Source organism: Enterobacter sp. RHBSTW-00318 (assembly GCF_014101375.1).
Taxonomy (GTDB): Bacteria; Pseudomonadota; Gammaproteobacteria; order Enterobacterales; family Enterobacteriaceae; genus Enterobacter; species Enterobacter ludwigii.
This window is the reverse complement of record NZ_JABXQH010000001.1, coordinates 1,459,403-1,484,218: the sequence shown is the minus strand read 5'-3', so window position 1 is coordinate 1,484,218 and position 24,816 is coordinate 1,459,403. Positions and strand designations below refer to the sequence as shown.

Below are 24,816 nucleotides of genomic sequence, written 5' to 3'. Positions count from 1 at the left end.
CCAGTCAGAAGGCCTGGCGGATGACGCGGATAACGTTTTCCAGTACCGGATCGCGCAAGCTGAGTTTGTTGTAATGCAGTGAAATCTCGATAGATTCCGCATTGAGCTGGTTGAGAGGAATGCTCTCCAGCGGCCAACATTTACGCAACAAGGTATACAGACGCGAAGGCATGATGCAGAGCATGTCGCTGCTGCCGATCAGGGAGGCAGTGGTGAACATATTGTAACTACTGAAGCTGATCTGGCGTTCCGGGAATATCTCATCGATTCGCTGACGCAGCGCATGGTTGGACTGTCCTTCGGTCATGAAAGACGAATGATCGTAGTTGCGCAGATTTTCAATGGTCAACGGCCCGCTCAGGGCGGGATGCTGCTGGCGGCACACCAGCACCAGGTTATCCGCATACAGGACATGTTGTCCGAGCGCTCGGGCGCTAAAGCTGCCGCTTTCTATAATCAGGTCGGTCTGAAACTGAGCAAGCTGAATATCAGGCTCGTTGAGTGGCACATTTCGCAGCAGGAGCTGGGGAACATGCTCTTTTATCGCCTGAAAAATAGCGGGCATCACCAGCACGCCGACAGACGGGGTACAGCCGATAGTGATGGTTCTCTGTTTGTCATAGCTGCCGGTTAAATCCAGCGCACCCAGAATCGACTCCAGCCCCTGGCTGATGTACTCATGCAGATGGGTAGCGTAGGCCGTCGGCGTAACCCCCTGGCCCTTACGAATAAATAACGGGTCGGGAAATATAGCGCGCAGTTTTTGAATTGACTGGCTTATTGCTGAAGGCGTGAGATTAAGAATTTTCGCAGCATTAACGATACCCTTATGGACATATACTGCCTCAAAAATAGTCAACAAATTGAGATCAATATTACGTAAAGTCCGAAAAATTTGTGGCTTGTCCTCACCACCTGGGTCATTCAGTCGTTTGGCTGGTAAATTATTATACTCCACGCTTTCACTCCGTATACATTCACATTATGAATGATAGTTGAATTTATTTATTATGCTTGTAGAGATTCGTAAAGTGTTGGTTTTGTTTCACTTGTTTATCAAAAACAAACAGTTGTGTGATTATCACGCAAGTTACTTACGCCCTGTATGCAGTTCTGGCTGGAGGCTAAATAATATGTAGCGGTAATATTCGGGCGCTTCGAAAATATAGAATAAGCGGATTATTGTAAAGCGTAAAAGCGGTAAATAAACAGTGGCCCGTCAAATAATCGAGCCATGATGCATGATATATTAAGCAGTGATATATTCGTAAGATGGATTGTTAAGTAGGGCTAAAACGTTCTTCAAAAGCACAGGACGAATATTCTCGGGCGTTGCGCTTTCAACCCACTGGCGCATTTGCGTCATCTCCATTCCGGCGTAGCCACAGGGGTTTATGCGCTGGAAAGGGGTAAGATCCATATTAATATTCAGTGCCAGCCCGTGGAAGGAGCAGCCCTTGCGGATACGCAGCCCCAGTGAGCAAATCTTACTTTCTCCCACATAGACGCCCGGCGCATCGGCACGCGGATGGGCTTCAATACCGTATTCCGCCAGCGTGTTAACCACGGTTTGTTCCAGCAGGGTAACCAGTTCGCGAACGCCGAGCTTTCTGCGCTTCAGGTTCAGCAGAACGTACATCACCTGCTGCCCGGGCCCGTGGTACGTGACCTGCCCACCGCGATCGCTTTGAATTACCGGGATATCACCCGTCATCAATAAATGTTCCGCTTTTCCCGCCTGTCCCTGTGTAAATACCGGCAGGTGTTCGACCAGCCAGATCTCATCAGGGGTGGTGTCATCGCGTGAATCGGTGAAATCATGCATGGCCTGGGAGACAGGCTCGTAAGGTTGCAGCCCGAGATGACGGACAAGAATTTTATCCTGATACAAAAGGACGTCTCCGAAGACGAGGGACAAAAGGTGAGGGAGAGTATATCACAAGCGGGGAGGCGGGTTACCCGGCAAACCGGGTAACCGCAGAGGGACTACAGCACCATACGAACAATTTCGATATTGCCGAGCTCTTCGTACAGCGTCTCAACCTGCTCAATGTGGGTTGCGGTAATGGTAATGGATACCGAGTGGTAGTTGCCCTTGCTGCTTGGTTTTACTGACGGAGAGTAGTCACCCGGCGCATGGCGCTGTACCACTTCAACCACCTGATCAACCAGCTCAGGTTTCGCCAGACCCATTACTTTGTAGGTAAACGGGGTAGGGAATTCAAGCAGTTCGTTAAGTTTGGTTTTCATGTCAGCTCCGGCGTAACGTCAAAAAGAATAACTCCCACGACAGGTGGGAGTTATCAGGATATCTAGTATATGGGGATCAAAATCACACTTTCAAGTGTTCAATTTTTAGCCAAACCAGTGATGGAACATCAATTTAATGTAATCAATGATTTTGCCGAAGAAATTGCCTTCCGGGATTTCTTGCAGAACAACCAGCGGACGCTGATCGATGGTTTTACCATCCAGCTGGAAGTTGATGGTGCCCACCACCTGGTTTTTCTGCAGTGGCGCGTGCAGCTCAGTGGTGTTCAGCACGTAGCTGGCTTTCAGATCTTTCATGCGACCACGAGGAATGGTCAGGTACAGATCTTTATCAACACCAAGGGAAGCACGGTCGTTATCACCGAACCAGACTGGCTCAGAAGCAAACTCTTTACCGGCTTTCAGCGGGTTCACGGTTTCGAAGAAACGGAAGCCCCAGGTCAGCAATTTCTTGCTTTCCGTCTCACGACCTTTGAAGGTACGACCGCCCATCACGGCAGAGATCAGACGCATCTGGCCTTCGGTGGCAGAAGCAACCAGGTTGTAGCCAGCTTTATCGGTATGGCCAGTTTTGATGCCGTCAACGTTCAGGCTGTTATCCCACAGCAGGCCGTTACGGTTGGTCTGACGGATACCGTTGAAGGTGAACTCTTTCTCTTTATAGATGGAGTATTCGTTCGGCACGTCACGGATCAGCGCCTGACCAATCAACGCCATATCACGTGCGGAGCTGTACTGACCATCTGCGTCCAGACCATGTACGGTCTGGAAATGGCTGTTCTTCAGACCCAGCGCGGTGACGTAGCTGTTCATCAGACCGACGAAGGCATCCTGGCTTCCTGCGGCGAAATCGGCCATTGCCACGCACGCATCGTTACCGGATTGCAGGTTAATACCACGGATCAGCTGAGAAACAGGAACCTGCATGCCCGGTTTCAGGAACATCAATGATGAACCTTTAAATACCGGGTTGCCGGTTGCCCACGCATCGTTACCGATGGTGACCAGATCCGTTTCTTTGAACTTCCCTGCTTTCATGGCCTGGCCGATAACGTAGCTGGTCATCATTTTGGTCAGGCTGGCCGGATCGCGGCGGGCGTCGGCATTCTGTTCAGCCAGCACTTTGCCAGAGTTGTAGTCGATCAGGATATACGATTCCGCGTCGATTTGCGGAACGCCAGGGATCATGGTCTTGATATTCAGGTCATCGGCGTGAGCTGCAGAGAGAGCAGTTGCGCAAAGGGCCGTGGTCAGCGCCATGCGCTGCACAAAACGAGCAGAAAAAGTGGTCTTCATGGTCAGAACAACGACATCCGTGATGGAATTAAAAAAAGTGCCTTACTATAGCAAATGCTATTCAGGCAGGCATCCGACTTTAAGCATGAGTTTGTGAATGTGTTTTACACAAATTGACACTTTGGATGCCGCCAGTTCATTATTTCGCAACAGCGATAAATGATTGTAGTTGGGCTTCATTTTGCAGGCGCTGCTGCAGAGACGCTGCCTGCGATTTGCTGGCAAACGGTCCCATCTGAATACGCCATACTGCGCCGTTTTGCGCAACGCGTCCCGGAACACCAAACTGCTGGCTCAGACGCTGTTGATACTGCTGTGCACGGGCCTGATCGCTTACCGCCCCAACCTGAACCACAAAGCCGCCGCTGGCCGCCGCTGGAGCCGCAACCGGTGTGCTTTGCGCCGTCGCCGGAGCCGTTACGGGCGCAGGCTCTGGGGCAGGAGCGACAACAGGAGCCGGTGCTGGCGTTGGTTCGCTGCCTTCCAGCACGCCGGTGGCTAACGTTGTCGGCGCGCCAAGGAAGCCGCTACTCTTTACCGGCGCACCCGTCGTGTCTTCGCTCTGCAACGTATCATTGCTGATTGGGCGCACTTCTCCTGCTGGCTGAGAAGGCTCTGCCGGAGAAGAGACGCTTCCCATGCCGCCGTCCAGGTTCGGGCGGTCGGGAAGGGCATAAGTCTGTTTCGCCACCGTCGTACACGCGGTACCTGGCCCGGAGAGGGTGCCATCCTGCGCCACGATAATCGGGTCAATACGGACTTTGGTATTGTTCGAGGTGTTCAGGCGGTCTGCAGCCGCGCGTGACAGGGAGATCACCCGGTCGTTACCGTAGGGACCACGATCGTTAATGCGTACCACGATCATACGACCATTCGCCAGGTTGGTGATACGGGCGTAGCTCGGGACAGGCAGGGTCGGGTGAGCCGCCGTCAGTTGCATCGGATCGAACGCTTCGCCGGTCGCCGTCAGGTTGCTGCCTGGCTCGGCATCATAAATGGCGGCAAAGCCAGCCTGGCTAAAGCGGGAGGGATCCTGAACAATTTTGTAGCTTTTGCCATCGCGCTCGTAATCTTGATTCGCGCTGGCATTGAGCGGTTCATAAACGGGATCGGCACCGCTGATTTCAACGATCGGGCCATTACAAACCGCAGGCTGCGGCGGCGCGACGGTTGCCTGTTGCTGACCATCATCACTTGTGCAGGCCGCAAGTAAACTTGCCGCAATGCAGATCCCCAGCCACTGCTTACGCATTCCGATCCCCTTATTTTTATACGCTTTTTGACAACATTTTTCTGTGGGTATGGATCGACATCACGATACCAAACCCGGCCATCAACACGATCAGTGCCGAGCCTCCGTAGCTCACCAGCGGGAGCGGGACGCCAACAACCGGCAGAATACCACTCACCATACCAATATTTACGAAGACATAAACGAATAAAATCAGCATCAACCCGCCTGCCATTACGCGGCCAAAGGTGGTTTGCGCACGCGCGGCGATCCACAGCCCTCGCATGATCAACAGCACATACAGCGCCAGCAGAATCAGGATGCCAACCAGGCCCAGCTCTTCCGCCAGAACCGCAAAGATAAAGTCGGTGTGGCGTTCCGGTAAGAACTCCAGCTGGGACTGCGTGCCGTGCAGCCAGCCTTTACCGCGCAGGCCGCCGGAACCGATCGCAATCTTGGACTGAATAATATGATAGCCCGCACCCAGCGGATCGGTTTCCGGATCGAGCAGCATCATGACGCGTTGTCGCTGGTAATCATGCATCAGGAAGAACCAGAGAATCGGGATGAACGCTGCCACCAGCACAACTGCAATGCCAATCAGACGCCAGCTTAAACCCGACAGGAACAGGACAAACAGGCCGGAGAGGGCGATAAGAATCGAGGTGCCGAGGTCAGGCTGCGCCGCAACCAGCAGCGTCGGCAGGAAAATCAGCACCAGCGCAATGGCGGTATTTTTCAGCGAAGGCGGGCAGACGTCACGGTTAATAAAACGCGCCACCATCAAGGGAACCGCTATTTTGGCTATTTCAGAGGGCTGGAAGCGGACAACGCCCAGATCCAGCCAGCGCTGCGCGCCTTTAGAGATGGCCCCAAAGGCATCTACCGCAACCAGCAGCACAATACAGAATATGTACAGGTACGGTGCCCAGCCTTCGTAGACCCGCGGCGGGATCTGCGCCATGACCACCATAATGACCAGACCCATCGCGATCTGGCCGATTTTGCGCTCCATCATGCCGATGTCCTGGCCGCTGGCGCTCCAGATAACCAGGGCGCTGTAAACCAGCAGAGCCAGCAGGATCAGCAGCATAGCTGGGTCGATGTGGATTTTATCCCACAGCGATTTTTTATTTGGATTATCCGTCATGATTATTGGTCCTCCGCCGCAGCGGCGGCCGGGTTTTCAGCCGGCAGTTCGGTGTTGTTATCACCCAGCATAATGTGGTCGAGGATCTGGCGCATGATGGTCCCCACGGCCGGACCTGCGCCGCCGTTTTCCAGAATCATCGCCACCGCAACCTGCGGGTTATCATAAGGGGCAAAGGCCGTCATCAGCTTATGGTCACGCAGACGTTCAGCAATGCGGTGCGCGTTATAGGTTTCATTGGCTTTCAGACCGAAGACCTGCGCAGTACCGGATTTGGCGGCCACTTTATACGGTGTGCCGGCGAAATACTTATGTGCGGTCCCGTTCGGGCGGTTCGCCACGCCGTACATACCGTCTTTGGCAATTTCCCAGTAACCGGAATGAATGTCACCCACCGGGGCTTCATGCGGCTGGATCCACGGCACTTTTTTGCCGTCTTCAACCGTACTTTGCAGCAGGTGCGGAACTTTCACTACGCCATCGTTGATGAGGATCATCATCGCTTTGTTCATCTGAATCGGGGTCGCCGTCCAGTAGCCCTGACCGATACCCACCGGAATGGTATCACCCTGATACCACGGCTTCTTAAAGCGCTTCAGCTTCCACTCACGGGTTGGCATGTTACCGGAACGTTCTTCTGAAAGGTCAACGCCGGTGTAATGTCCATAGCCGAATTTGCTCATCCACTCTGACAGGCGGTCAATGCCCATGTCATACGCAACCTGGTAGAAGAAGGTATCCGCAGATTCTTCCAGCGATTTGGTAACGTTGAGGTGACCATGGCCCCATTTTTTCCAGTCGCGATAGCGTTTTTCAGAGCCTGGTAATTGCCACCAGCCCGGGTCAAACAGACTGGTATTGCGGTTGATGACGCCCGCGCTCAGCGCAGAGACCGCCACGTACGGTTTTACCGTTGACGCTGGCGGGTAAACCCCTTGTGTGGCGCGGTTCACCAGCGGTGTATTCGGGTCATTGAGCAGACCGGAATAGTCTTTGCTGGAGATACCATCGACAAAGAGGTTCGGGTCGTAGCTTGGCATGGACACCATCGCCAGAATGCCGCCGGAACGCGGATCGGTGACGACAACGGCAGCACGGCTGCCCGCCAGTAGGGTTTCAATATACTGCTGCAGCTTGAGGTCGAGCGTCAGGTAGACGTCATGCCCCGCCTGCGGTGGCACTTCTTTGAGCTGGCGAATGACGCGGCCACGGTTGTTAACTTCAACCTCTTCATAGCCGGTCTGCCCGTGCAGGACATCTTCGTAGTAGCGTTCGATCCCCAGCTTACCGATATCGTGCGTCGCCGCGTAGTTCGCCAGTTTGCCGTCTTTATCGAGGCGTTCAACGTCTTTATCGTTGATCTTGGAAACGTAACCAATGACATGCGTCAGTGCGGAACCGTAAGGGTAGTAGCGACGCTTGTAACCTTTCACTTCCACGCCGGGAAAACGATACTGGTTCACGGCAAAGCGGGCCACCTGGACTTCCGTCAGGTTCGTTTTAACCGGAATTGAGGTGAAACGGTGGGAGCGGGCACGCTCTTTTTTGAACGCGGCGATATCATCGTCGGTCAGATCGACAACGCCTTTTAGCGCTTCAAGCGTATCCTGCACATTATCGACTTTTTCCGGCATCATTTCGATTTGATAAATGGTGCGGTTTAACGCCAGCGGAGTGCCGTTACGGTCGTAGATAATGCCGCGGCTGGGCGCGATGGGCACCAGCTTGATACGGTTTTCGTTTGAACGCGTCTGATAATCGGTAAAGCGGACAATTTGCAGATTATAGAGGTTGGCGATCAGCACGCCGGTAAGCAGCAAAATCCCCGTAAAGGCGACCAGCGCCCGGCGCACAAACAGCGCGGACTCAGCCGTATAGTCGCGAAAAGAATTCTGTAGTTTCATCCGCTGCTTAATCTACCCTGGTCAGTCACTACTCGCGGTGATATGGGTGGTTGGTAGTAATGCTCCACGCGCGATACAGGCTTTCTGCCACCAGTACCCGAACGAGCGGGTGGGGAAGCGTCAGCGCGGAGAGAGACCAACTTTGTTCTGCCGCCGCTTTGCAGGCAGGAGATAACCCTTCAGGCCCGCCAATCAACAGACTGACGTCACGACCATCCTGCTTCCAGCGCTCCAGTTCGTGCGCCAGCTGCGGCGTATCCCAGGGTTTACCTGGAATATCGAGGGTGACGATGCGGTTTTTGCCTGCGGCAGCCAGCATCAGCTCTCCCTCTTTATCGAGAATACGTTTGATATCGGCGTTCTTGCCGCGTTTCCCGGCGGGAATTTCCACCAGTTCGAACGGCATGTCTTTTGGAAAACGACGCAGATATTCAGTAAAACCGGTTTGTACCCAGTCCGGCATTTTGGTGCCGACGGCGACCAGTTGCAACTTCACGCATTAACCCCAGAGTTTTTCCAGCTCATACAGGCGACGGCTCTCTTCCTGCATGACATGGACAATCACATCGCCGAGATCGACAACCACCCAGTCAGCGGTCGCTTCACCTTCAACGCCAAGCGGTAACAGGCCTGCTGCACGCGATTCCTGAACAACGTGGTCGGCAATCGAAACAACATGACGCGTTGAAGTACCGGTGCAGATAATCATGCAGTCGGTGATGCTGGATTTACCCTTAACGTCGATAGCGATGATGTCCTGACCTTTCAGGTCATCAATTTTGTCGATAACAAAATCCTGGAGTGCTTTACCCTGCAAGTTTTCCCCCTGGGGTGAATGAGATTGTATAACTATGAATTCGTGGCCAGACAGTATACCTGAACTGACGCCAGTGTCGGGACAAATGTCTCCGGCCGGGCTTTTGAAGGCGGGTATCATCCCACCCTCCGCCTGAGATTGCATCGCCATTTTTGTAAAACAATTTCTGTAAAGCAATGATCGGCGGGAAAGTCTGGCAGCGGAGGATAACAGTATGGCTTAACCTGTCAAGGCAGGATAATCATTACGCCGCTTTTTCATGCGCCCCCGCTATGCGTCTGCGCTTTTCTGATACAACCCATGCGCGTGAATGTAGTCCAGCACAGATGATGGCAGCAGATCGTCACAGGCTAATCCCTGCTGCAGACGCTCGCGAATGAGGGTCGCAGAAATATCGAACCACGGCGTCTCTGCCAGATAAATCTTCCCGGCAGGTTGGTTGTGCAAGTCTTCAATATTGTCTGTGAGATGCGCCTCAAGCCACTGCTGATACTGCTCTTCTCGCATGGTCAGCGGATAGCCCGGACGGCGACAGACAAGCAGGTGGCTGTTTTCCAGAATCGTTTCATACTGGTGCCAGGTGGGAAAATTGAGCAGGGAGTCCTGACCAATAATAAAGGCCAGCGGCGTGTCCGGCCCTTGCTCGGCTCGCCACTCCTGCAGCGTTTGCGACGTCCAGGACGGTGTGTTGCGGCGCAATTCTCGCTCATCAAGGCTAAAAAGCGGTTTATCCGCGATGGCCAGAGCGAGCATCTCTTTTCTCTGCTCGCTGCTCGCCTCAGGTTGCGGACGGTGTGGCGGCACATTATTGGGCATGATGATTACGCGCTGAAGGCCGATCAGATTCGCCAGAATTTCAACCGGCTTCAGATGTCCGTAATGGACCGGGTCGAAGGTACCACCGTACAGGGCCTGTAAAGAATGCATACTATCCATCGATAAATACGTCTGCCAGCGCCTTATGGCAGAGCAGCAGAGAGAGACTTTCCAGCTCCGCCCAGACCGACTGACCATAATCTTGTTTCAACGTAAGCTCAGCGCGCATCAGAAGCTGCACGGCCTGACGCAGCTGTTCATGACTCAGGCGGTTGATGGCCTCGGTGGTCATCGCCCGACGGTTTTGCCACACGCGATGTTTATCAAACAGCGAACGTAATGGCGTATGTGCAGACTGACGCTTGAGCGTAATCAGCAGTAATAATTCGCGCTGAAGAGTGCGCAGCAAAATAACCGGTTCGCTACCTTCCAGACGCAGCTGTTGCAATATATGCAGGGCGCGTTTGCTTTTCGCTGCCAGCAGTGCATCCACCCAGTGGAAGGGCGTGAAGTGCGCGGCATCGTTAACGGCCTGCTCCACGCGTGGCAGTGTCAGCTTACCGTCTGGCCAGAGCAGGGAGAGCCTGTCCAGCGCCTGCGCCAGTGCCAGCAGGTTGCCTTCATAGCAGTAGCAGAGAAGCTGGTTTGCGGCGTCGTCCAGCTGAAGATTGTTTTGCTTCGCTCTTGTCGCGACCCATTTTGGCAGATGGGCTTGCTCAGGCGTCTGACAGGTCACCATAACCGCATTGGCCGCGAGCTGGGTAAACCAGGCCGCGTTTTCCTGCGCTTTGGTGAGCTTGTTGCCGCGCACAATAAACAGCAGATCGCTGTGCAGCAGACTGACCAGCGTTGCCAGCTGTTCATTGATGGCCGCGTTAGGGCCATTCTCCGGCAGCAGGATCTGGATGGTCTGGCGCGATGCGAAGAGGCTCATCGCCTGGCAAAGCGAGAAGAGGGCATTCCAGTCGGTGTTGTTATCCAGCTGGACGGTGTGGTGTTCATCAAAGCCCTGCGCGGCCGCCGCCTGTCGGACGGCATCCAGGCTTTCCTGAAGTAATAACGGATCGTTTCCGAGAAGCAGATACGCCGCGCGCAGCCCTTCATTGAGCTGCGCGCGGAGTTGTTCAGGATACAGCCTGATCATCAGTTACCCATGGAGGCAGAAACAGGAGGCGTGGTGGCATCCGGTTTTTCGATGATGTCAGAACCCTGTTTCGTTGACGCGGCAACGCCCGGCAGCTTACGGATCAACTGCTCTGCGGCTTTGTCGTACATTTCTTTGATGATAATCTGCTGCTCGGCGTCTTTTGCCAGAGCCGTCTGCGGGTTATCGAAGAACGAACGGTACACTTTCGTGCTGATTGGGTAGATGTCTTTACCCGGGATCAGAACGGCGGCATTAACCGACAGGACCATCTGATACTCTGCGGTACGGCCGTCCTGGAAAATGGACGCCGTGTCTTGAGCTAAGGCTGAGCCCAGAACGCGCAGGGATGGAACATCCTGACGTAACGTCCCTTTCTCAATCAACTCAACATCGTTAAGCCGCAGCTGGTTTCGAATTGCCCGGCTGAGTGGACCATTCGGATCTGATGAGTCGAAAATCATCGTTTTCATTTCAGCAGGCACTGCCGTGGTATTGCGCAGATGCCAGCCACAACCAGCGGTGACAAGCACCGCCAGAGATAAGAGTATTGTTGCCAGTTGTCGCACGTTTCCTCCCGCGCTTAGCCAACGACCAGATTCAGCAATTTACCCGGTACGTAGATCACTTTACGTACGGTAACGCCCTCAAGATATTTCGCAACCAGATGTTCCTGGCCTGCGCGTTCGCGAACCTGTTCTTCGGTAGCATCGACCGCCACGGTAATTTTACCGCGAACTTTGCCGTTAACCTGGACCACAACCAGCGTGGTGTTTTCCACCATCGCGGATTCGTCAGCCACTGGCCACGGTGCGTTGTCGATATCGCCTTCGCCTTTCAGCTCCTGCCAGAGGGTGAAGCTGACGTGCGGGGTGAACGGGTTCAACATGCGAACGACGGCCAGCAGCGCTTCACGCATTAAGGCACGATCCTGCTCGCCGTCCTGCGGGGCTTTTGCCAGCTTGTTCATCAGTTCCATAATAGCCGCAATTGCGGTATTGAAGGTCTGACGACGACCAATATCATCGGTCACTTTTGCAATCGTTTTATGAACATCACGACGCAGCGCCTGCTGATCTTCAGTCAGTGCCGCGACGTTCACTGCCGGAGCATCACCCTGAGAGGTGTGCTCGTAAACCAGTTTCCAGACACGCTTCAGGAAGCGGTTAGCCCCTTCAACGCCCGATTCCTGCCATTCCAGGGTCATGTCAGCCGGAGAGGCAAACATCATAAACAGACGCACGGTATCTGCGCCGTAACGCTCAACCATCACCTGCGGGTCGATGCCGTTGTTTTTAGACTTCGACATCTTGCTCATGCCGGTATAAACCAGTTCATGACCTTCGGCGTCTTTCGCCTTCACGATACGACCTTTCTCGTCGCGCTCAACGATCGCGTCAACCGGAGACACCCAGTTACGCTCGCCGTTCGCCCCGACGTAGTAGAAGGCATCGGCCAGCACCATTCCCTGACACAGCAGCTGTTTTGCTGGTTCATCAGAATTGACCATGCCTGCGTCGCGCATCAGCTTGTGGAAGAAGCGGAAGTAGAGCAGGTGCATGATGGCGTGTTCAATACCACCGATGTAGATGTCCACAGGCAGCCAGTAGTTTGCTGCATCGGAATCCAGCATGCCTTCCTGATACTGCGGGCAGGTGTAACGCGCGTAGTACCATGACGATTCCATAAAGGTATCAAAGGTGTCAGTTTCACGCAGCGCTGGCTGGCCGTTAACGGTCGTTTTTGCCCACTCAGGATCGGCTTTGATTGGGCTGGTGATACCGTCCATGATCACGTCTTCCGGCAGGATCACCGGGAGTTGATCTTCTGGCGTTGGCATCACGGTACCATCTTCCAGCGTCACCATTGGGATAGGTGCTCCCCAGTAGCGCTGGCGAGAGACACCCCAGTCGCGCAGGCGGTAGTTGACTTTACGCTCACCGACGCCCAGCGACGCTAACTTGTCGGCAATCGCGTTGAAGCCATCTTCAAAGCTCAGACCGCTGAATTCACCCGAGTTGAACAGGGTGCCTTTTTCGGTCAGGGCTTGTGCGGAGAGGTCTGGCTCAGAACCGTCAGCCGCGAGGATGACAGGCTTGATGGTCAGGCCATATTTGGTGGCAAATTCGTAGTCACGCTGATCGTGGCCTGGAACGGCCATGACGGCACCCGTACCGTACTCCATCAGCACGAAGTTGGCTGCCCAGACAGGGATTGCTTCGCCCGTCAGTGGATGGATAGCCTTAAAGCCGGTATCAACGCCTTTCTTCTCCATCGTCGCCATGTCGGCTTCGGCCACTTTGGTGTTGCGGCACTCGTCGATGAAGGCCGCCAGTTCCGGGTTGTTTTCCGCGGCTTTCTGTGCCAGCGGGTGACCAGCGGCCACGGCCAGATAGGTCGCACCCATGAAGGTGTCCGGACGGGTAGTGTAGACGGTCAGGGTCCGATCGTCGTTCTCAACGTTGAAGGTGATCTCCACGCCTTCTGAACGGCCGATCCAGTTACGCTGCATGGTCTTGACGGTATCAGGCCAGTGATCCAGATTATCCAGATCGTTCAGCAGCTCGTCAGCGTAGGCGGTGATTTTAATAAACCACTGTGGGATCTCTTTACGCTCAACTTTGGTATCACAACGCCAGCAGCAGCCGTCGATAACCTGCTCGTTCGCCAGTACGGTCTGGTCGTTCGGACACCAGTTAACGGCAGAGGTCTTCTTGTACACCAGGCCTTTTTTGTACAGCTCGGTGAAGAATTTCTGCTCCCAGCGGTAGTATTCCGGGGTGCAGGTCGCCAGCTCGCGGCTCCAGTCATAGCCAAAGCCCAGCATTTTGAGCTGGTTTTTCATGTACGCGATGTTGTCGTACGTCCACGGGGCAGGTGCCGTGTTGTTTTTGACCGCCGCGCCTTCTGCAGGCAGACCAAACGCATCCCAGCCGATTGGCTGCAGGACGTTTTTGCCGAGCATACGCTGATAGCGGGCAATCACATCACCAATGGTGTAGTTACGCACGTGGCCCATGTGTAGTCGACCAGAAGGATAGGGAAGCATCGACAGGCAGTAATACTTCTCTTTGCTCTCGTCTTCGGTTACTTCAAAGGTGCGCTTCTCGTCCCAGTGTTGCTGGACTTTTGATTCTATCTCTTCCGGGCGGTATTGCTCTTGCATGGCAGCCAGTGGTCCTGTTTTCAATACAGCTACAAATGTAGCCAATGGATGTGGTAATTCAGATCCGCATAGCATAGCCCAAACGCCCGCGCCAAAACAGCCTTTCGCACAAATGCGCGCGTGAGGAATTTGTCGGGTCTGTGGTTCACCTGGCAAAGCGGTGGCGAAATAAGGTCTATTATTAGAGTCAGTTACTTACCCGGGAGGCAAAATGATGAACAAGGTTGCTCAATTTTACCGAGAACTGGTGACAACACTGACGGAACGGCTGCGTAACGGCGAGCGTGATATCGATGCGCTGGTGGAACAGGCGCGGGCCCGCGTGACGCAAACGGGTGAGTTAACGCGAACCGAAGTGGAAGAGGTGACGCGCGCCGTACGCCGCGACCTGGAAGAGTTTGCGCGAAGCTACGAAGAGAGTCAGAACGAGGTTACCGACAGTGTCTTTATGCGGGTAATTAAAGAAAGCCTGTGGCAGGAGCTGGCGGATATCACCGATAAAACGCAGCTGGAGTGGCGTGAAGTCTTTCAGGATCTCAACCACCACGGGGTCTATCACAGCGGAGAAGTGGTCGGACTGGGGAATCTGGTGTGCGAGAAATGCCATCACCACATTGCAGTCTATACGCCGGATGTGTTGCCGCTGTGTCCAAAGTGTGGACACGATCAGTTCCAGCGTCGGCCGTTTGAGCCCTAATTAAAAGCCGCCCTCTGCCAGCAGGTCAGAGGGAGGGCATCAGGCCACAGAGCTGTCTACCATGCCCGGTGGCCATCGCTTACCGGGCCTGGCTGTAATAGTTGAGTCTTTCCGCCAGTAAATCCACGAACGCTTCCCGGTCGATATCCACCATTAGCGTGGTGTTGGGGTGATTGCCCGTCAGCGAATAGTAGTCCACCACCGTCATACCCTGAGTGTATTTCCCCTGGGTTTCCACGCCCACCCACCGTTCTACCGTGGTAAACATCTCCGGTTTGAGCAGCCAGGCAATGGTGCACGGATCGTGCAGCGGCGCGCCGTGAAAACCCCATTTCTCGGCTTTGTGATACGCCATAAAGAAGTCCAGCAACTCTGCGACGGTTGTCGCCACCGGGTTGCCAATGGCACGAAAGCGCGCAATGTCGTGCGCCATTATTTGTGCGCGATGGGTGACGTCCAGGCCGGCCATGACAATAGGCAGGCCAGACTGGAAGACAATCTCTGCGGCTTCCGGATCGACAAAAATGTTGAACTCCGCCGCTGGCGTCCAGTTCCCGAGTCGCATTGCGCCGCCCATGATCACGATTCGGGCGATTTTACTGTGCAATTCTGGATGGCTGTTCAGCAGCAGCGCAACGTTGGTTTGCGGGCCGGTGGCCACCAGCGTGACCGGTTCCGCGCTTTCACGCAGCACTTTCGCCATCAACTCTACGGCGGTGCAGGGTTGCGCTTCAAACCCCGGTTCGGGCAGTGCCGGGCCATCCAGCCCACTTTCACCGTGCACGTTGTCGGCAATGATCAGATCGCGCATGAGCGGTTTGACGGCACCACCGGCGACCGGTATATCGATGCGTTTGAGCAACGTCAGCATACGCAGGACGTTACGCAGCGTTTTCTCGGGTGTCTGGTTTCCGGCAGAGGACGTAACGGCTTTGACGTCCAGTTCAGGGGAGGCAAGTGCAAGGACGAGGGCGATCGCGTCATCATGACCCGGGTCGCAATCGAGAAGGATAGGTTGTGCCATAGCGTGCTCCATACGTAGCATTATTTTGTGACAAGGTTAACGCTGCAATGTGACGCCGACGAGAAGAAGAGAGTTAAAGCGTGAAGCGGTGCGCAATCCGCAGATTGCGCACCGGGGAGATTAGTGCAGGATTTTGGCGAGGAAGTCTTTTGCTCGCTCGGATTTAGGATTGGCGAAGAACTCTTCTTTCGGCGAGTCTTCAACAATCTTCCCTTCGTCCATGAAGATCACGCGGTTCGCCACTTTGCGGGCAAAGCCCATTTCGTGGGTCACCACCATCATCGTCATCCCTTCGTGCGCCAGCTCAACCATTACGTCCAGCACTTCGTTGATCATCTCGGGATCGAGAGCGGAAGTCGGTTCATCAAACAGCATGGCGACCGGATCCATACACAGGGCCCGGGCAATAGCCACACGCTGCTGCTGACCGCCAGAGAGCTGCGCCGGGAATTTATCAGCATGCGCAGAGAGCCCCACGCGTTCCAGCAGCTTCAGACCTTTATCGCGCGCGAGCTTTTTATCGCGTTTCAGCACTTTTACCTGCGCCAGCGTCAGGTTCTCAATAATGGAGAGGTGCGGAAACAGCTCAAAGTGCTGGAACACCATGCCGACGTGGGAACGCAGCTGAGCAAGGTTGGTTTTCCTGTCATTGACTTTGGTGCCGTTGACGAGGATCTCTCCTTGCTGCACCGGCTCCAGGCCGTTAACGGTTTTGATCAGCGTGGATTTACCAGAGCCGGATGGCCCACATACCACCACCACGTCACCTTTTTTCACTTCGGTTGAGCAGTCGGTCAGCACCTGAAAGTGCCCATACCATTTAGAAACATTTTTCAGGGAAATCATTATACAGTCCTTTTCTTCAGCCAGCTGACCAACAGCGACGCGCTTAAACTAATCACAAAATAGACGCCACCCGCGAAGAGCACCATTTCGACCTGCGTACCGTCACGTTCACCGATGGTAGACGCGGTACGGAAGAAGTCTGCCAGGCTCAGTACGTAGACCAGAGAGGTATCCTGGAACAGTACGATGCCCTGGGTCAGCAGGAGGGGAACCATGGCGCGAAACGCCTGCGGCAGAATAATGAGCTGCATGGATTGCCAGTGCGTCATCCCCAACGCCAGCGCGGCGCTGGACTGCCCACGTGAAATACTCTGAATACCCGCTCGGATAATCTCTGAATAGTAAGCAGCCTCAAACATTGAGAACGCGACCATCGCGGAGATCAGGCGGATATCGGTTTTCGGCGACAGCCCCAGCACGTTTTGCAGAAAGCCGGGAACAATCAGGTAAAACCACAGCAGTACCATCACCAGGGGGATGGAGCGGAAAACGTTAACGTAGGCCGTGGCAAACCAGGCGAACGGTTTAAAAGCCGACAGGCGCATGACCGCCAGCAGGGTGCCCCAGACGATACCCACCACAATAGCAATCACGGTGATTTTTAAGGTGATCAGCAGGCCATCCAGCAGGTAAGGCATGGATGGAACGATAGAACTCCAGTCAAATTCGTACATTATTTGCCCCCCAGATTGCCCGGCAGGCGGATTTTGCGTTCAACCAGGTTCATCACCAGCATGATGAAAGTGTTAATCAGAACATAGGCGAGTGTGATCGCTGTGAAGGATTCCCACGCGTGGGCGGAATAATCCAGCAGCTTGCCCGCCTGTGCGGCCATATCCACCAGACCGATGGTCGAGGCGATGGCCGAGTTTTTCACCAGGTTCATCATCTCAGACGTCATCGGTGGAACAATGACGCGGTAAGCGTTAGGCAGCAGTACATAGCGGTAAGTTTGTGGCAGCGTCAGGCCCATCGCCAGGCCAGCATTTTTTTGTCCGCGCGGCAGTGACTGAATGGCGGCACGCACCTGCTCGCAAACGCGCGCGGCGGTGAAGAGCCCCAGGCAGAGCATGGAGGAGACAAAGAACTGCACGTTCGGATCCAGTTCCGACTTAAACCACATGCCAATATTTTCCGGCAGCAGTTCCGGGACGACCAGATACCAAGTGAAAAATTGCACAATCAGCGGAACGTTACGGAACAGTTCCACATACAGGGTGCCGAGAGATGAGAGAAAACGGTTAGGCACGGTGCGCAAAATACCAAACAGTGAACCGACAAGAAACGCGATAATCCACGCCGTGATCGATAAGGCGACGGTAACCTGAAAACCGCTCCACAGCCAGCCAAGATAGGTGGTGTTGCCGAACGGGGCTTGTTGCAGGAATATGCCCCAGTTCCAGTCTATTGACATAATAAACTCCAGAAAAAAAAGGGTAGCAGCGCTACCCTCGAAGATTGGTGAGAAGCTCATTTTTCGCGCTGAGTGGGGAACGACCACTCAACGTATAGTCTGTCCATGCTTCCCGACAATCGAGAGGGCAGGAGATCCCGCCCCTGTTGTTCTAATTAGTTAAGAGCCTTGTCGTTTGGTGATTTGAACAGCGCTTTCATGTCGTCAGACAGTTCGAAGTTCATGTTAAGATTTTTGGGTGGAATCGGGTTCTTGAACCATTTATCGAACCATTTTTCCGCTTCACCGGAGGTCTGAACCTGAGCGATGGTGTCATCGATCAGCTTCTTGAACTGCGGATCGTCTTTACGCAGCATACAGCCGTACGCTTCTTTAGATTGCGCCGTGCCGACGATATCCCAGTTGTCTGGTTTCTTCGCTTTTGCACGTTCGCCTGCCAGCAGGGCATCATCCATCATAAACGCCACAGCACGGCCACTTTCCAGGGTACGGAAAGAGTCGCCATGATCTTTCGCGCTGATGATGCGCATATCCATTTTCTTCTCGTCGTTCAGCTTGTGCAGCAGCACTTCGGAAGTGGTACCGGAGGTAACAACGACGGCTTTGCCTTTCAGGTCCGCAAAGTCTTTGATCTCGCCGCCTTTCTTGGTCAGCAGGCGGGTGCCCACGACGAAGATGGTGTCAGAGAAGGCAGCCTGTTTCTGACGCTCAAGGTTGTTGGTGGTGGAACCGCACTCAAAATCGAACGTGCCGTTTTGCAGCAGTGGAATACGGTTTTGTGAAGTGATTGGAATCAGCTTCACCTGCAGGTCAGGTTTGTTCAGCTTTTTCTTCACAGCTTCAACGATAGCGTTGGAGTAATCCTGCGAATAGCCCACGACTTTTTGCGTGTTGTCGTAGTAAGAGAACGGGACAGAAGATTCACGGTGGCCGACCACGATCACGCCGTTTTTGGCAATCTTGTCGAGAGTGCTTCCGGCAGCCGGAGCATCTTCAGCGTGAACAACGCTTGCCGACATCCCCATAACCAGCATTGCTGTGGCCAGTTTACGTAATTGCATACCCAACTCCTTTCTTATCAGCGCCAGTGACGCATTGATACCCATTGTGATGTTGTTATATCTCGCGCTATGCGAGTGCAGTGTTATGCAAGCTTGTTAACATTTAGTCTGGCTTAATGTAAAGATTTTGCTGCGTTATTGTTTATTTTTGCGAAGCGCGCCGCACCAATCAGAGGCAAATATCTCTCGTTGCACCGTTTCGGTGCTACCGGTGATCTACGCTGGTGCGACGAAGTTGCACGTTAAGCCAAACTGCGTTTACGTGGGGAAATAAAGCAAGAGACGTGCCAGAAATGCCCTCTCCCAACGGGAGAGGGGAAGGGAGGGGAAATTATCGACGACGCTGACGCAAGCTCATCAGCACCGCGCCAAATCCGAACAGCGCGGTCAGGATCCACAGCGGCCAGTTGCCGGTGCGGGCATAAGGCGTCAGGCCCGTCGCAGGCGTGACGTTGGTCGTCAGCACTTCACGGGTGAACTGCGGGATCATGGCCTGGATTTCGCCCTGCGGGCCAATCACGGCGGTAATGCCATTGTTGGTGCTACGCAGCAGCGGGCGCGCCAGCTCCAGGGAGCGCATCCGCGCCATCTGGAAATGCTGCCACGGGCCAATCGACTTACCAAACCAGGCATCGTTGGAGATAGTCAGCAGGAAGTCAGTGTCCGGACGGAAGTTATCGCGCACCTGCTCGCCGAGGATAATTTCGTAGCAGATGGCCGCCGTCAGGGCAAAACCGTGTGCATGCAGCTGGGGCTGAACGTACGGGCCACGGCTGAATGAGGACATCGGCAGGTCAAAGAACGGTGCTAACGGGCGCAGAATGGACTCCAGCGGTACAAATTCGCCAAACGGTACCAGGTGATTCTTGTTATACCGGTCAGTGGAGTTGTAGCTGTATTCGCTGTCTTTACCCAGCGTAATGATGGTGTTGTAGGTGTCATAGCGGTTCTGCTGATTCAGACGCGCATCGACAATCCCGGTAACCAGCGTACTGCCGCGAGCCAGCAGTAGATCGTTCATCATGTTCAGGAACGGCTGCTGGTTAATTTCCAGATCCGGAATCGCCGACTCTGGCCAGATGATCAGCTGCGATTTACCCATGACCGCCTCGGTGGCGTTAGCGTAGATCTTCAGCGTGTTCAGCAGCTCTTTCTCGTCCCATTTCATTGACTGAGGGATATTCCCCTGCACCATTGAAACCTGCGTGGTGCGCTCTGGCACCAGGCTGTACCACTGGATATAACGCAGTGGGAAAGGCAGGGCAAACAACACCAGCGCCACGACCAGCGTCTTCCAGCTATGTGTGACCAGCGCCAGGACCAGCAGTCCGCTCACCACCATCAACAGGAAGTTAATCGCTTCAACGCCCATTACCGGAGCAAGCCCCTTTAGCGGGCCATCAATCTGACTGTAACCGAACTGCAGCCACGGGAAGCCAGTCAGTACCCAGCCGCGAAGGAACTCGGTAATTTGCCAGACAACCGGCGCAGCAATGGCAACGCGCAGCCAGGTGGTTTTTGGCCACAGGCGAGAAAGGATACCCGCGAACAGACCGGTATAGAGCGAGAGATAAGCGGCCAGCAGCACCACGAGGAAGACGTTAACGGGTCCTGGCATACCGCCAAACTGGGCGATGCTGACATAGACCCAGTTGATGCCGGAGCCAAACAGCCCCAGTCCCCAGAAGTAGCCAATCGCTGCCGCCTGGACGGGACGACGATTCAGGGTTAAACCCTGAAGTCCCATCAGGGAGAGAATGGCTGCAGGCCAGATATCGTAAGGAGAAAAAGCCAGCGTTCCGCTGGCTCCGAGTAACAGCGCCAGCAGCAGACGTACACGCTGGCGTTCAAGTAATGGGGCAAATGCCATTTACATTAATCTTCCAGTTTTGGCACCGGTGAGTCGTCCGGCGTTCTGACATGAACCTGTATAATACGTCGGCTGTCGGCCATTGCCACTTTGAACTGGTAACCGTCGATGTCAACGGTCTCGCCGCGTGCCGGAAGGTGGCCAAAGGCCTGCATCACCAGCCCGCCAATAGTATCGACCTCTTCATCGCTGAAATGGGTACTAAAGGCGTCGTTAAAGTCCTCAATCGAGGCCAGCGCACGAACGGTCCAGGTGTGACGGCTAAGCTGACGGAAGTCGATATCCTCTTCTTCGTCATACTCATCTTCGATTTCGCCCACGATCAGCTCAAGGATATCTTCGATCGTGACGAGACCGGAAACGCCACCAAATTCATCAATAACAATCGCCATGTGGTAGCGCTGAGAGCGAAACTCTTTCAGCATCCGATCCACACGTTTACTTTCCGGCACAACCACGGCCTGGCGTAACACTTTTTCCATGCTGAAGGCTTCGGCATCGCTGCGCATAAACGGCAGCAGATCTTTCGCCATCAAAATCCCTTCAATGTGATCTTTGTCTTCGCTGATGACCGGGAAACGCGAGTGTGCGGATTCGATGATCACATCGAGGCACTCGTCCAGAGTCTGGTTACGTTTCAGGGTGATCATCTGCGAGCGGGGGATCATGATGTCGCGAACGCGCTGGTCGGCGATGTCCATTACCCCTTCGAGCATTTCGCGCGTATCTTCATCGATAAGGTCGTTTTGCCCGGAATCACGAATCAGCTCCAGCAGTTCGTCACGGTTTTTAGGTTCGCCGTGGAAAAGCTGGTTCAGAATGAGGGAGAAAAATCCCTTTTTGGTGTTTGTCGTGTCGCTACTGTGTGAATTGTCGTCGCTCATGGCGTTTGTTAAGGGTTCTCTTGTTAGTTCAACGTTTACCGCCGCGCTATTTCCCTACGCGGCGGCATGTTAGTCAGTCGGTCGACTGACTATTCTTTCTCGGCAATGTACGGATCCTCATAGCCCAGAGCAAGCATTATCTCTGTCTCGAGGGACTCCATCTCTTCCGCTTCGTCATCTTCAATATGGTCGTAGCCGAGCAGATGCAGGCTACCGTGTACCACCATATGCGCCCAGTGGGCTTCCAGCGGTTTTTGCTGCTCTTTAGCTTCCTGTTCCACGACCTGGCGGCAGATGATCAGATCGCCCAGCAGCGGCATCTCAATTCCCGGTGGGGCTTCGAAGGGGAAAGAGAGCACGTTGGTCGGCTTATCTTTCCCGCGGTAGGTCAGGTTAAGCTCATGGCTTTCGGCTTCATCCACCAGACGAATCGTGACTTCTGATTCTTCCTGAAACGGGGGGATAACCGCATCCAGCCATGTCTGAAACTGCGCCTCTTCTGGCAAACCGGAATTATCGTCACATGCCAGTTGTAAATCGAGGATCACCTGACTCATTTTTGTTCTTGCTCCTGCGCTTCGCGCTTACGTTCTGCGGCCAGTTCGGCCTTACGCTTCTGATCTGCTTCTTCCCATGCTTCATAAGCGTTAACGATGCGCGCCACAACCGGGTGACGGACCACGTCTTCGCTGTGGAAGAAGTTAAAGCTGATTTCGTCGACGTCGGCCAGCACTTCAATGGCATGGCGCAGACCCGACTTGGTGCTGCGCGGCAGGTCAATCTGCGTGACGTCACCGGTAATGACCGCTTTTGAGTTAAAGCCGATACGTGTCAGGAACATTTTCATCTGTTCGATGGTGGTGTTCTGGCTTTCATCGAGAATAATGAATGCATCATTCAGCGTACGGCCGCGCATATAGGCGAGCGGGGCAACTTCAATCACGTTACGCTCAATCAGCTTCTCCACTTTCTCAAAGCCGAGCATCTCGAACAGTGCGTCGTATAACGGACGAAGGTAAGGGTCAACCTTCTGGCTCAGATCGCCTGGCAGGAAGCCCAGTTTTTCACCCGCTTCCACCGCCGGACGGGTCAGCAGGATGCGACGAATCTCCTGGCGTTCGAGCGCATCAACCGCCGCGGCAACGGCCAGATAGGTTTTACCCGTACCCGCCGGACCCACGCCGAAGGTGATGTCATGGTCGAGAATGTTGGCGATGTACTGCGCCTGGTTTGGCGTACGCGGCTTAATGACGCCACGTTTGGTCTTAATATTGATGGCCTTGCCATAGTCCGGCACACTTTCTGCGCTTTGCTCAAGCACGCGCGCCTCTTTGATCGCGAGGTGGATCTGTTCTGGCTCGATATCCTGTATTTCACCGCGCATTGGGGCGGTATCCACATACAGGCTACGCAGAATATCCGCAGCGGCGTTGACGCAGAGAGGGCGTCCGGTGAGTTTGAAATGATTATCGCGACGATTGATTTCGATACCCAGACGTCGCTCCAGTTGTTTGATGTTGTCATCAAACGGCCCGCACAGGCTCAGCAGGCGAGCGTTGTCTGCTGGCTCAAGGCTAATTTCACGCGTATCTATGTTCAAACTGTTCCTCTTTGATTGTTTAACTGACCCGGTGCCACCTGGCGTAATAAAACGGTCATTACCGAAATTATTCACGCCATAGAATAAAGGCGCAAGCGTTGCGGAAGATATTGGGGGCGATGAGAGGAAATACAAGGCCTGCCGAAACGGCAGGCCGGATGGCGTTATGGCTGGTAAATACCGACGCCAGCGTCGCTTTCTTTGCGGGTGCGGGACATGACGGATTCCGGCGACTGTGCGATGCGCAGACCCATTTCGTCTTCGGTACGGACCACTTTCGCGCGCAGGGAGTTGGTCAGCACGTCGACAATCTCCACGTCCACAAATTTACCGACCATGTCTGGCGTGCCTTCAAAGTTCACGACGCGGTTATTTTCGGTGCGTCCTGACAGCTCCATAATGCTCTTACGGGAAGTGCCTTCCACCAGAATACGCTGGACGGTGCCGACCATACGACGGCTCCAGGCGTTGGCCTGCTGGTTGATACGCTCCTGCAGAATATACAGACGCTGCTTTTTCTCTTCTTCCGGCACATCGTCGACCATATCGGCCGCAGGAGTACCTGGACGCGCTGAGAAGATAAAGCTGTAGCTGACGTCAAAATTCACTTCGCCAATAAGCTTCATCGTGCGCTCAAAGTCATCCGTGGTTTCGCCCGGGAAGCCAACGATAAAGTCGGAGCTAATCTGGATGTCAGGACGGGCTTCACGCAGCTTGCGGATGATGGATTTGTACTCCAGTACCGTATGTGGACGTCCCATCAGGTTCAGCACGCGGTCGGAACCGCACTGAATCGGCAGATGCAGGAAGCTCACCAGCTCTGGCGTATCGCGATACACATCAATGATGTCATCGGTAAATTCCATCGGGTGGCTGGTGGTGAAGCGAAGGCGGTCGATGCCGTCGATCGCGGCCACCAGGCGCAGCAGTTCTGCAAAGCTGCCGGTGGTACCGTCGTAGTTCTCGCCGCGCCAGGCGTTGACGTTCTGGCCCAGCAGGTGAATTTCACGCACACCCTGTGCCGCCAGTTGCGCCACTTCAAACAGAATGTCGTCGGTCGGACGGCTCACTTCTTCGCCGCGGGTATACGGTACGACACAATAGGTGCAGTACTTGTTACAGCCTTCCATAATGGAGACGTAGGCTGTTGGACCATCCGCGCGTGGTTCTGGCAGACGGTCAAATTTTTCGATTTCCGGGAAGCTTACGTCAACCACCGGGCGGCGATTCTCGCGAACGGCGTTGATCATCTCCGGCAGACGGTGCAGCGTCTGCGGGCCAAAAATAATATCAACATAGTGAGCACGCTGGCGGATCAGTTTGCCTTCCTGCGAGGCCACACAGCCACCCACGCCAATGATCACATCGGGTCTTTTGCGTTTGATAAGCTTCCAGCGGCCCAGTTGATGGAACACCTTCTCCTGCGCCTTCTCACGGATCGAACAGGTATTGAGCAGCAACACGTCCGCTTCGTTCGCGTTGTCAGTCAGTTGATACCCGTGCGTGGCATCCAGCAGATCGGCCATCTTGGATGAATCGTATTCGTTCATCTGACAGCCCCAGGTTTTTATATGGAGTTTTTTTGTCATCGACTTGCTCATGCTCAGGAATGCAGGGCGCGTATT

Annotated in this window: 24 protein-coding genes; 1 reads left to right on the top strand and 23 read right to left on the bottom strand. The window is 54.3% G+C overall.

Annotated features, from left to right (window positions below; all coding sequences use genetic code 11):
* Positions 1 to 4: 4 nt before the first annotated feature.
* From HV157_RS07305 to leuS, 13 genes are all read right to left on the bottom strand, one after another.
* A complete protein-coding gene (locus HV157_RS07305; RefSeq protein ID WP_020885001.1) occupies positions 5 to 958 on the bottom strand; it encodes a YbeF family transcriptional regulator in 954 nt (317 codons plus the stop codon).
* Positions 959 to 1,249: 291 nt separating this feature from the next.
* Complete coding sequence (gene lipB / locus HV157_RS07300; RefSeq protein ID WP_020885000.1) at positions 1,250 to 1,891, bottom strand: lipoyl(octanoyl) transferase LipB; 642 nt, start codon at positions 1,889 to 1,891, stop codon at positions 1,250 to 1,252.
* A 95-nt stretch (positions 1,892 to 1,986) separates the two neighbouring features.
* Entirely contained in the window at positions 1,987 to 2,250 is a 264-nt protein-coding gene (gene ybeD / locus HV157_RS07295; protein ID WP_003858718.1) for a DUF493 family protein YbeD, read from the bottom strand.
* Between the two features lie 105 nt (positions 2,251 to 2,355).
* Positions 2,356 to 3,567 (bottom strand): D-alanyl-D-alanine carboxypeptidase DacA, encoded by a 1,212-nt coding sequence (gene dacA / locus HV157_RS07290; protein ID WP_014169116.1) that lies wholly within the window; start codon positions 3,565 to 3,567, stop codon positions 2,356 to 2,358.
* Between the two features lie 139 nt (positions 3,568 to 3,706).
* On the bottom strand, positions 3,707 to 4,819 hold the full coding sequence (gene rlpA, locus HV157_RS07285) for an endolytic peptidoglycan transglycosylase RlpA (RefSeq protein ID WP_086532800.1): 1,113 nt from the start codon (positions 4,817 to 4,819) through the stop codon (positions 3,707 to 3,709).
* Between the two features lie 16 nt (positions 4,820 to 4,835).
* Positions 4,836 to 5,948, bottom strand: coding sequence for a peptidoglycan glycosyltransferase MrdB (mrdB, locus tag HV157_RS07280; protein ID WP_014169118.1), 1,113 nt, complete (start codon positions 5,946 to 5,948; stop codon positions 4,836 to 4,838).
* A 2-nt stretch (positions 5,949 to 5,950) separates the two neighbouring features.
* On the bottom strand, positions 5,951 to 7,852 hold the full coding sequence (mrdA, locus tag HV157_RS07275; RefSeq protein WP_014169119.1) for a peptidoglycan DD-transpeptidase MrdA: 1,902 nt from the start codon (positions 7,850 to 7,852) through the stop codon (positions 5,951 to 5,953).
* Between the two features lie 28 nt (positions 7,853 to 7,880).
* Positions 7,881 to 8,348, bottom strand: coding sequence for a 23S rRNA (pseudouridine(1915)-N(3))-methyltransferase RlmH (gene rlmH / locus HV157_RS07270; protein ID WP_003858701.1), 468 nt, complete (start codon positions 8,346 to 8,348; stop codon positions 7,881 to 7,883).
* A 3-nt stretch (positions 8,349 to 8,351) separates the two neighbouring features.
* Positions 8,352 to 8,669, bottom strand: coding sequence for a ribosome silencing factor (gene rsfS / locus HV157_RS07265; RefSeq protein WP_003858696.1), 318 nt, complete (start codon positions 8,667 to 8,669; stop codon positions 8,352 to 8,354).
* 270 nt (positions 8,670 to 8,939) lie between these two features.
* On the bottom strand, positions 8,940 to 9,605 hold the full coding sequence (gene nadD, locus HV157_RS07260) for a nicotinate-nucleotide adenylyltransferase (protein ID WP_182268349.1): 666 nt from the start codon (positions 9,603 to 9,605) through the stop codon (positions 8,940 to 8,942).
* Positions 9,598 to 10,629, bottom strand: coding sequence for a DNA polymerase III subunit delta (gene holA, locus HV157_RS07255; RefSeq protein ID WP_040016926.1), 1,032 nt, complete (start codon positions 10,627 to 10,629; stop codon positions 9,598 to 9,600). The genes nadD and holA overlap by 8 nt, the downstream gene beginning before the upstream one ends.
* Positions 10,629 to 11,198 (bottom strand): LPS assembly lipoprotein LptE, encoded by a 570-nt coding sequence (gene lptE / locus HV157_RS07250; protein ID WP_032677682.1) that lies wholly within the window; start codon positions 11,196 to 11,198, stop codon positions 10,629 to 10,631. Before lptE ends, holA begins: the two co-directional genes overlap by 1 nt.
* 14 nt (positions 11,199 to 11,212) lie before the next feature.
* Complete coding sequence (gene leuS / locus HV157_RS07245; protein WP_020884994.1) at positions 11,213 to 13,795, bottom strand: leucine--tRNA ligase; 2,583 nt, start codon at positions 13,793 to 13,795, stop codon at positions 11,213 to 11,215.
* Positions 13,796 to 14,009: 214 nt separating this feature from the next.
* On the opposite strand from leuS, the gene HV157_RS07240 reads away from it, so the two are divergent.
* Complete coding sequence (locus HV157_RS07240; RefSeq protein WP_025204671.1) at positions 14,010 to 14,492, top strand: zinc ribbon-containing protein; 483 nt, start codon at positions 14,010 to 14,012, stop codon at positions 14,490 to 14,492.
* A gap of 79 nt (positions 14,493 to 14,571) precedes the next feature.
* Here HV157_RS07240 and rihA read toward each other — a convergent pair whose 3' ends face one another.
* The 10 genes from rihA to miaB form a co-directional block, all read right to left on the bottom strand.
* Positions 14,572 to 15,516, bottom strand: a complete 945-nt coding sequence (gene rihA, locus HV157_RS07235) for a pyrimidine-specific ribonucleoside hydrolase RihA (protein ID WP_121340094.1) — start codon at positions 15,514 to 15,516, stop codon at positions 14,572 to 14,574.
* Between the two features lie 120 nt (positions 15,517 to 15,636).
* A complete protein-coding gene (locus tag HV157_RS07230; RefSeq protein ID WP_014169127.1) occupies positions 15,637 to 16,362 on the bottom strand; it encodes an amino acid ABC transporter ATP-binding protein in 726 nt (241 codons plus the stop codon).
* Positions 16,362 to 17,036 carry a glutamate/aspartate ABC transporter permease GltK gene (gene gltK, locus HV157_RS07225; protein ID WP_014169128.1) on the bottom strand — a complete coding sequence of 225 codons (675 nt, stop codon included), beginning with the start codon at positions 17,034 to 17,036 and terminating at the stop codon, positions 16,362 to 16,364. The genes HV157_RS07230 and gltK overlap by 1 nt, the downstream gene beginning before the upstream one ends.
* Entirely contained in the window at positions 17,036 to 17,776 is a 741-nt protein-coding gene (locus tag HV157_RS07220; RefSeq protein ID WP_020884992.1) for an amino acid ABC transporter permease, read from the bottom strand. The genes gltK and HV157_RS07220 overlap by 1 nt, the downstream gene beginning before the upstream one ends.
* Before the next feature lie 155 nt (positions 17,777 to 17,931).
* Positions 17,932 to 18,837 (bottom strand): amino acid ABC transporter substrate-binding protein, encoded by a 906-nt coding sequence (locus tag HV157_RS07215; protein ID WP_020884991.1) that lies wholly within the window; start codon positions 18,835 to 18,837, stop codon positions 17,932 to 17,934.
* A gap of 331 nt (positions 18,838 to 19,168) precedes the next feature.
* Positions 19,169 to 20,707: an apolipoprotein N-acyltransferase gene (lnt, locus tag HV157_RS07210; RefSeq protein ID WP_032677686.1), complete on the bottom strand. Its 1,539-nt coding sequence runs from the start codon at positions 20,705 to 20,707 to the stop codon at positions 19,169 to 19,171.
* Positions 20,708 to 20,712: 5 nt separating this feature from the next.
* Positions 20,713 to 21,591, bottom strand: a complete 879-nt coding sequence (gene corC, locus HV157_RS07205; RefSeq protein WP_014169132.1) for a CNNM family magnesium/cobalt transport protein CorC — start codon at positions 21,589 to 21,591, stop codon at positions 20,713 to 20,715.
* An 89-nt stretch (positions 21,592 to 21,680) separates the two neighbouring features.
* Positions 21,681 to 22,148, bottom strand: a complete 468-nt coding sequence (gene ybeY / locus HV157_RS07200; RefSeq protein ID WP_040016936.1) for an rRNA maturation RNase YbeY — start codon at positions 22,146 to 22,148, stop codon at positions 21,681 to 21,683.
* Complete coding sequence (locus tag HV157_RS07195; protein ID WP_020884987.1) at positions 22,145 to 23,191, bottom strand: PhoH family protein; 1,047 nt, start codon at positions 23,189 to 23,191, stop codon at positions 22,145 to 22,147. Before HV157_RS07195 ends, ybeY begins: the two co-directional genes overlap by 4 nt.
* A gap of 164 nt (positions 23,192 to 23,355) precedes the next feature.
* Positions 23,356 to 24,780: a tRNA (N6-isopentenyl adenosine(37)-C2)-methylthiotransferase MiaB gene (gene miaB, locus HV157_RS07190; RefSeq protein ID WP_020884986.1), complete on the bottom strand. Its 1,425-nt coding sequence runs from the start codon at positions 24,778 to 24,780 to the stop codon at positions 23,356 to 23,358.
* Positions 24,781 to 24,816: the final 36 nt, after the last annotated feature.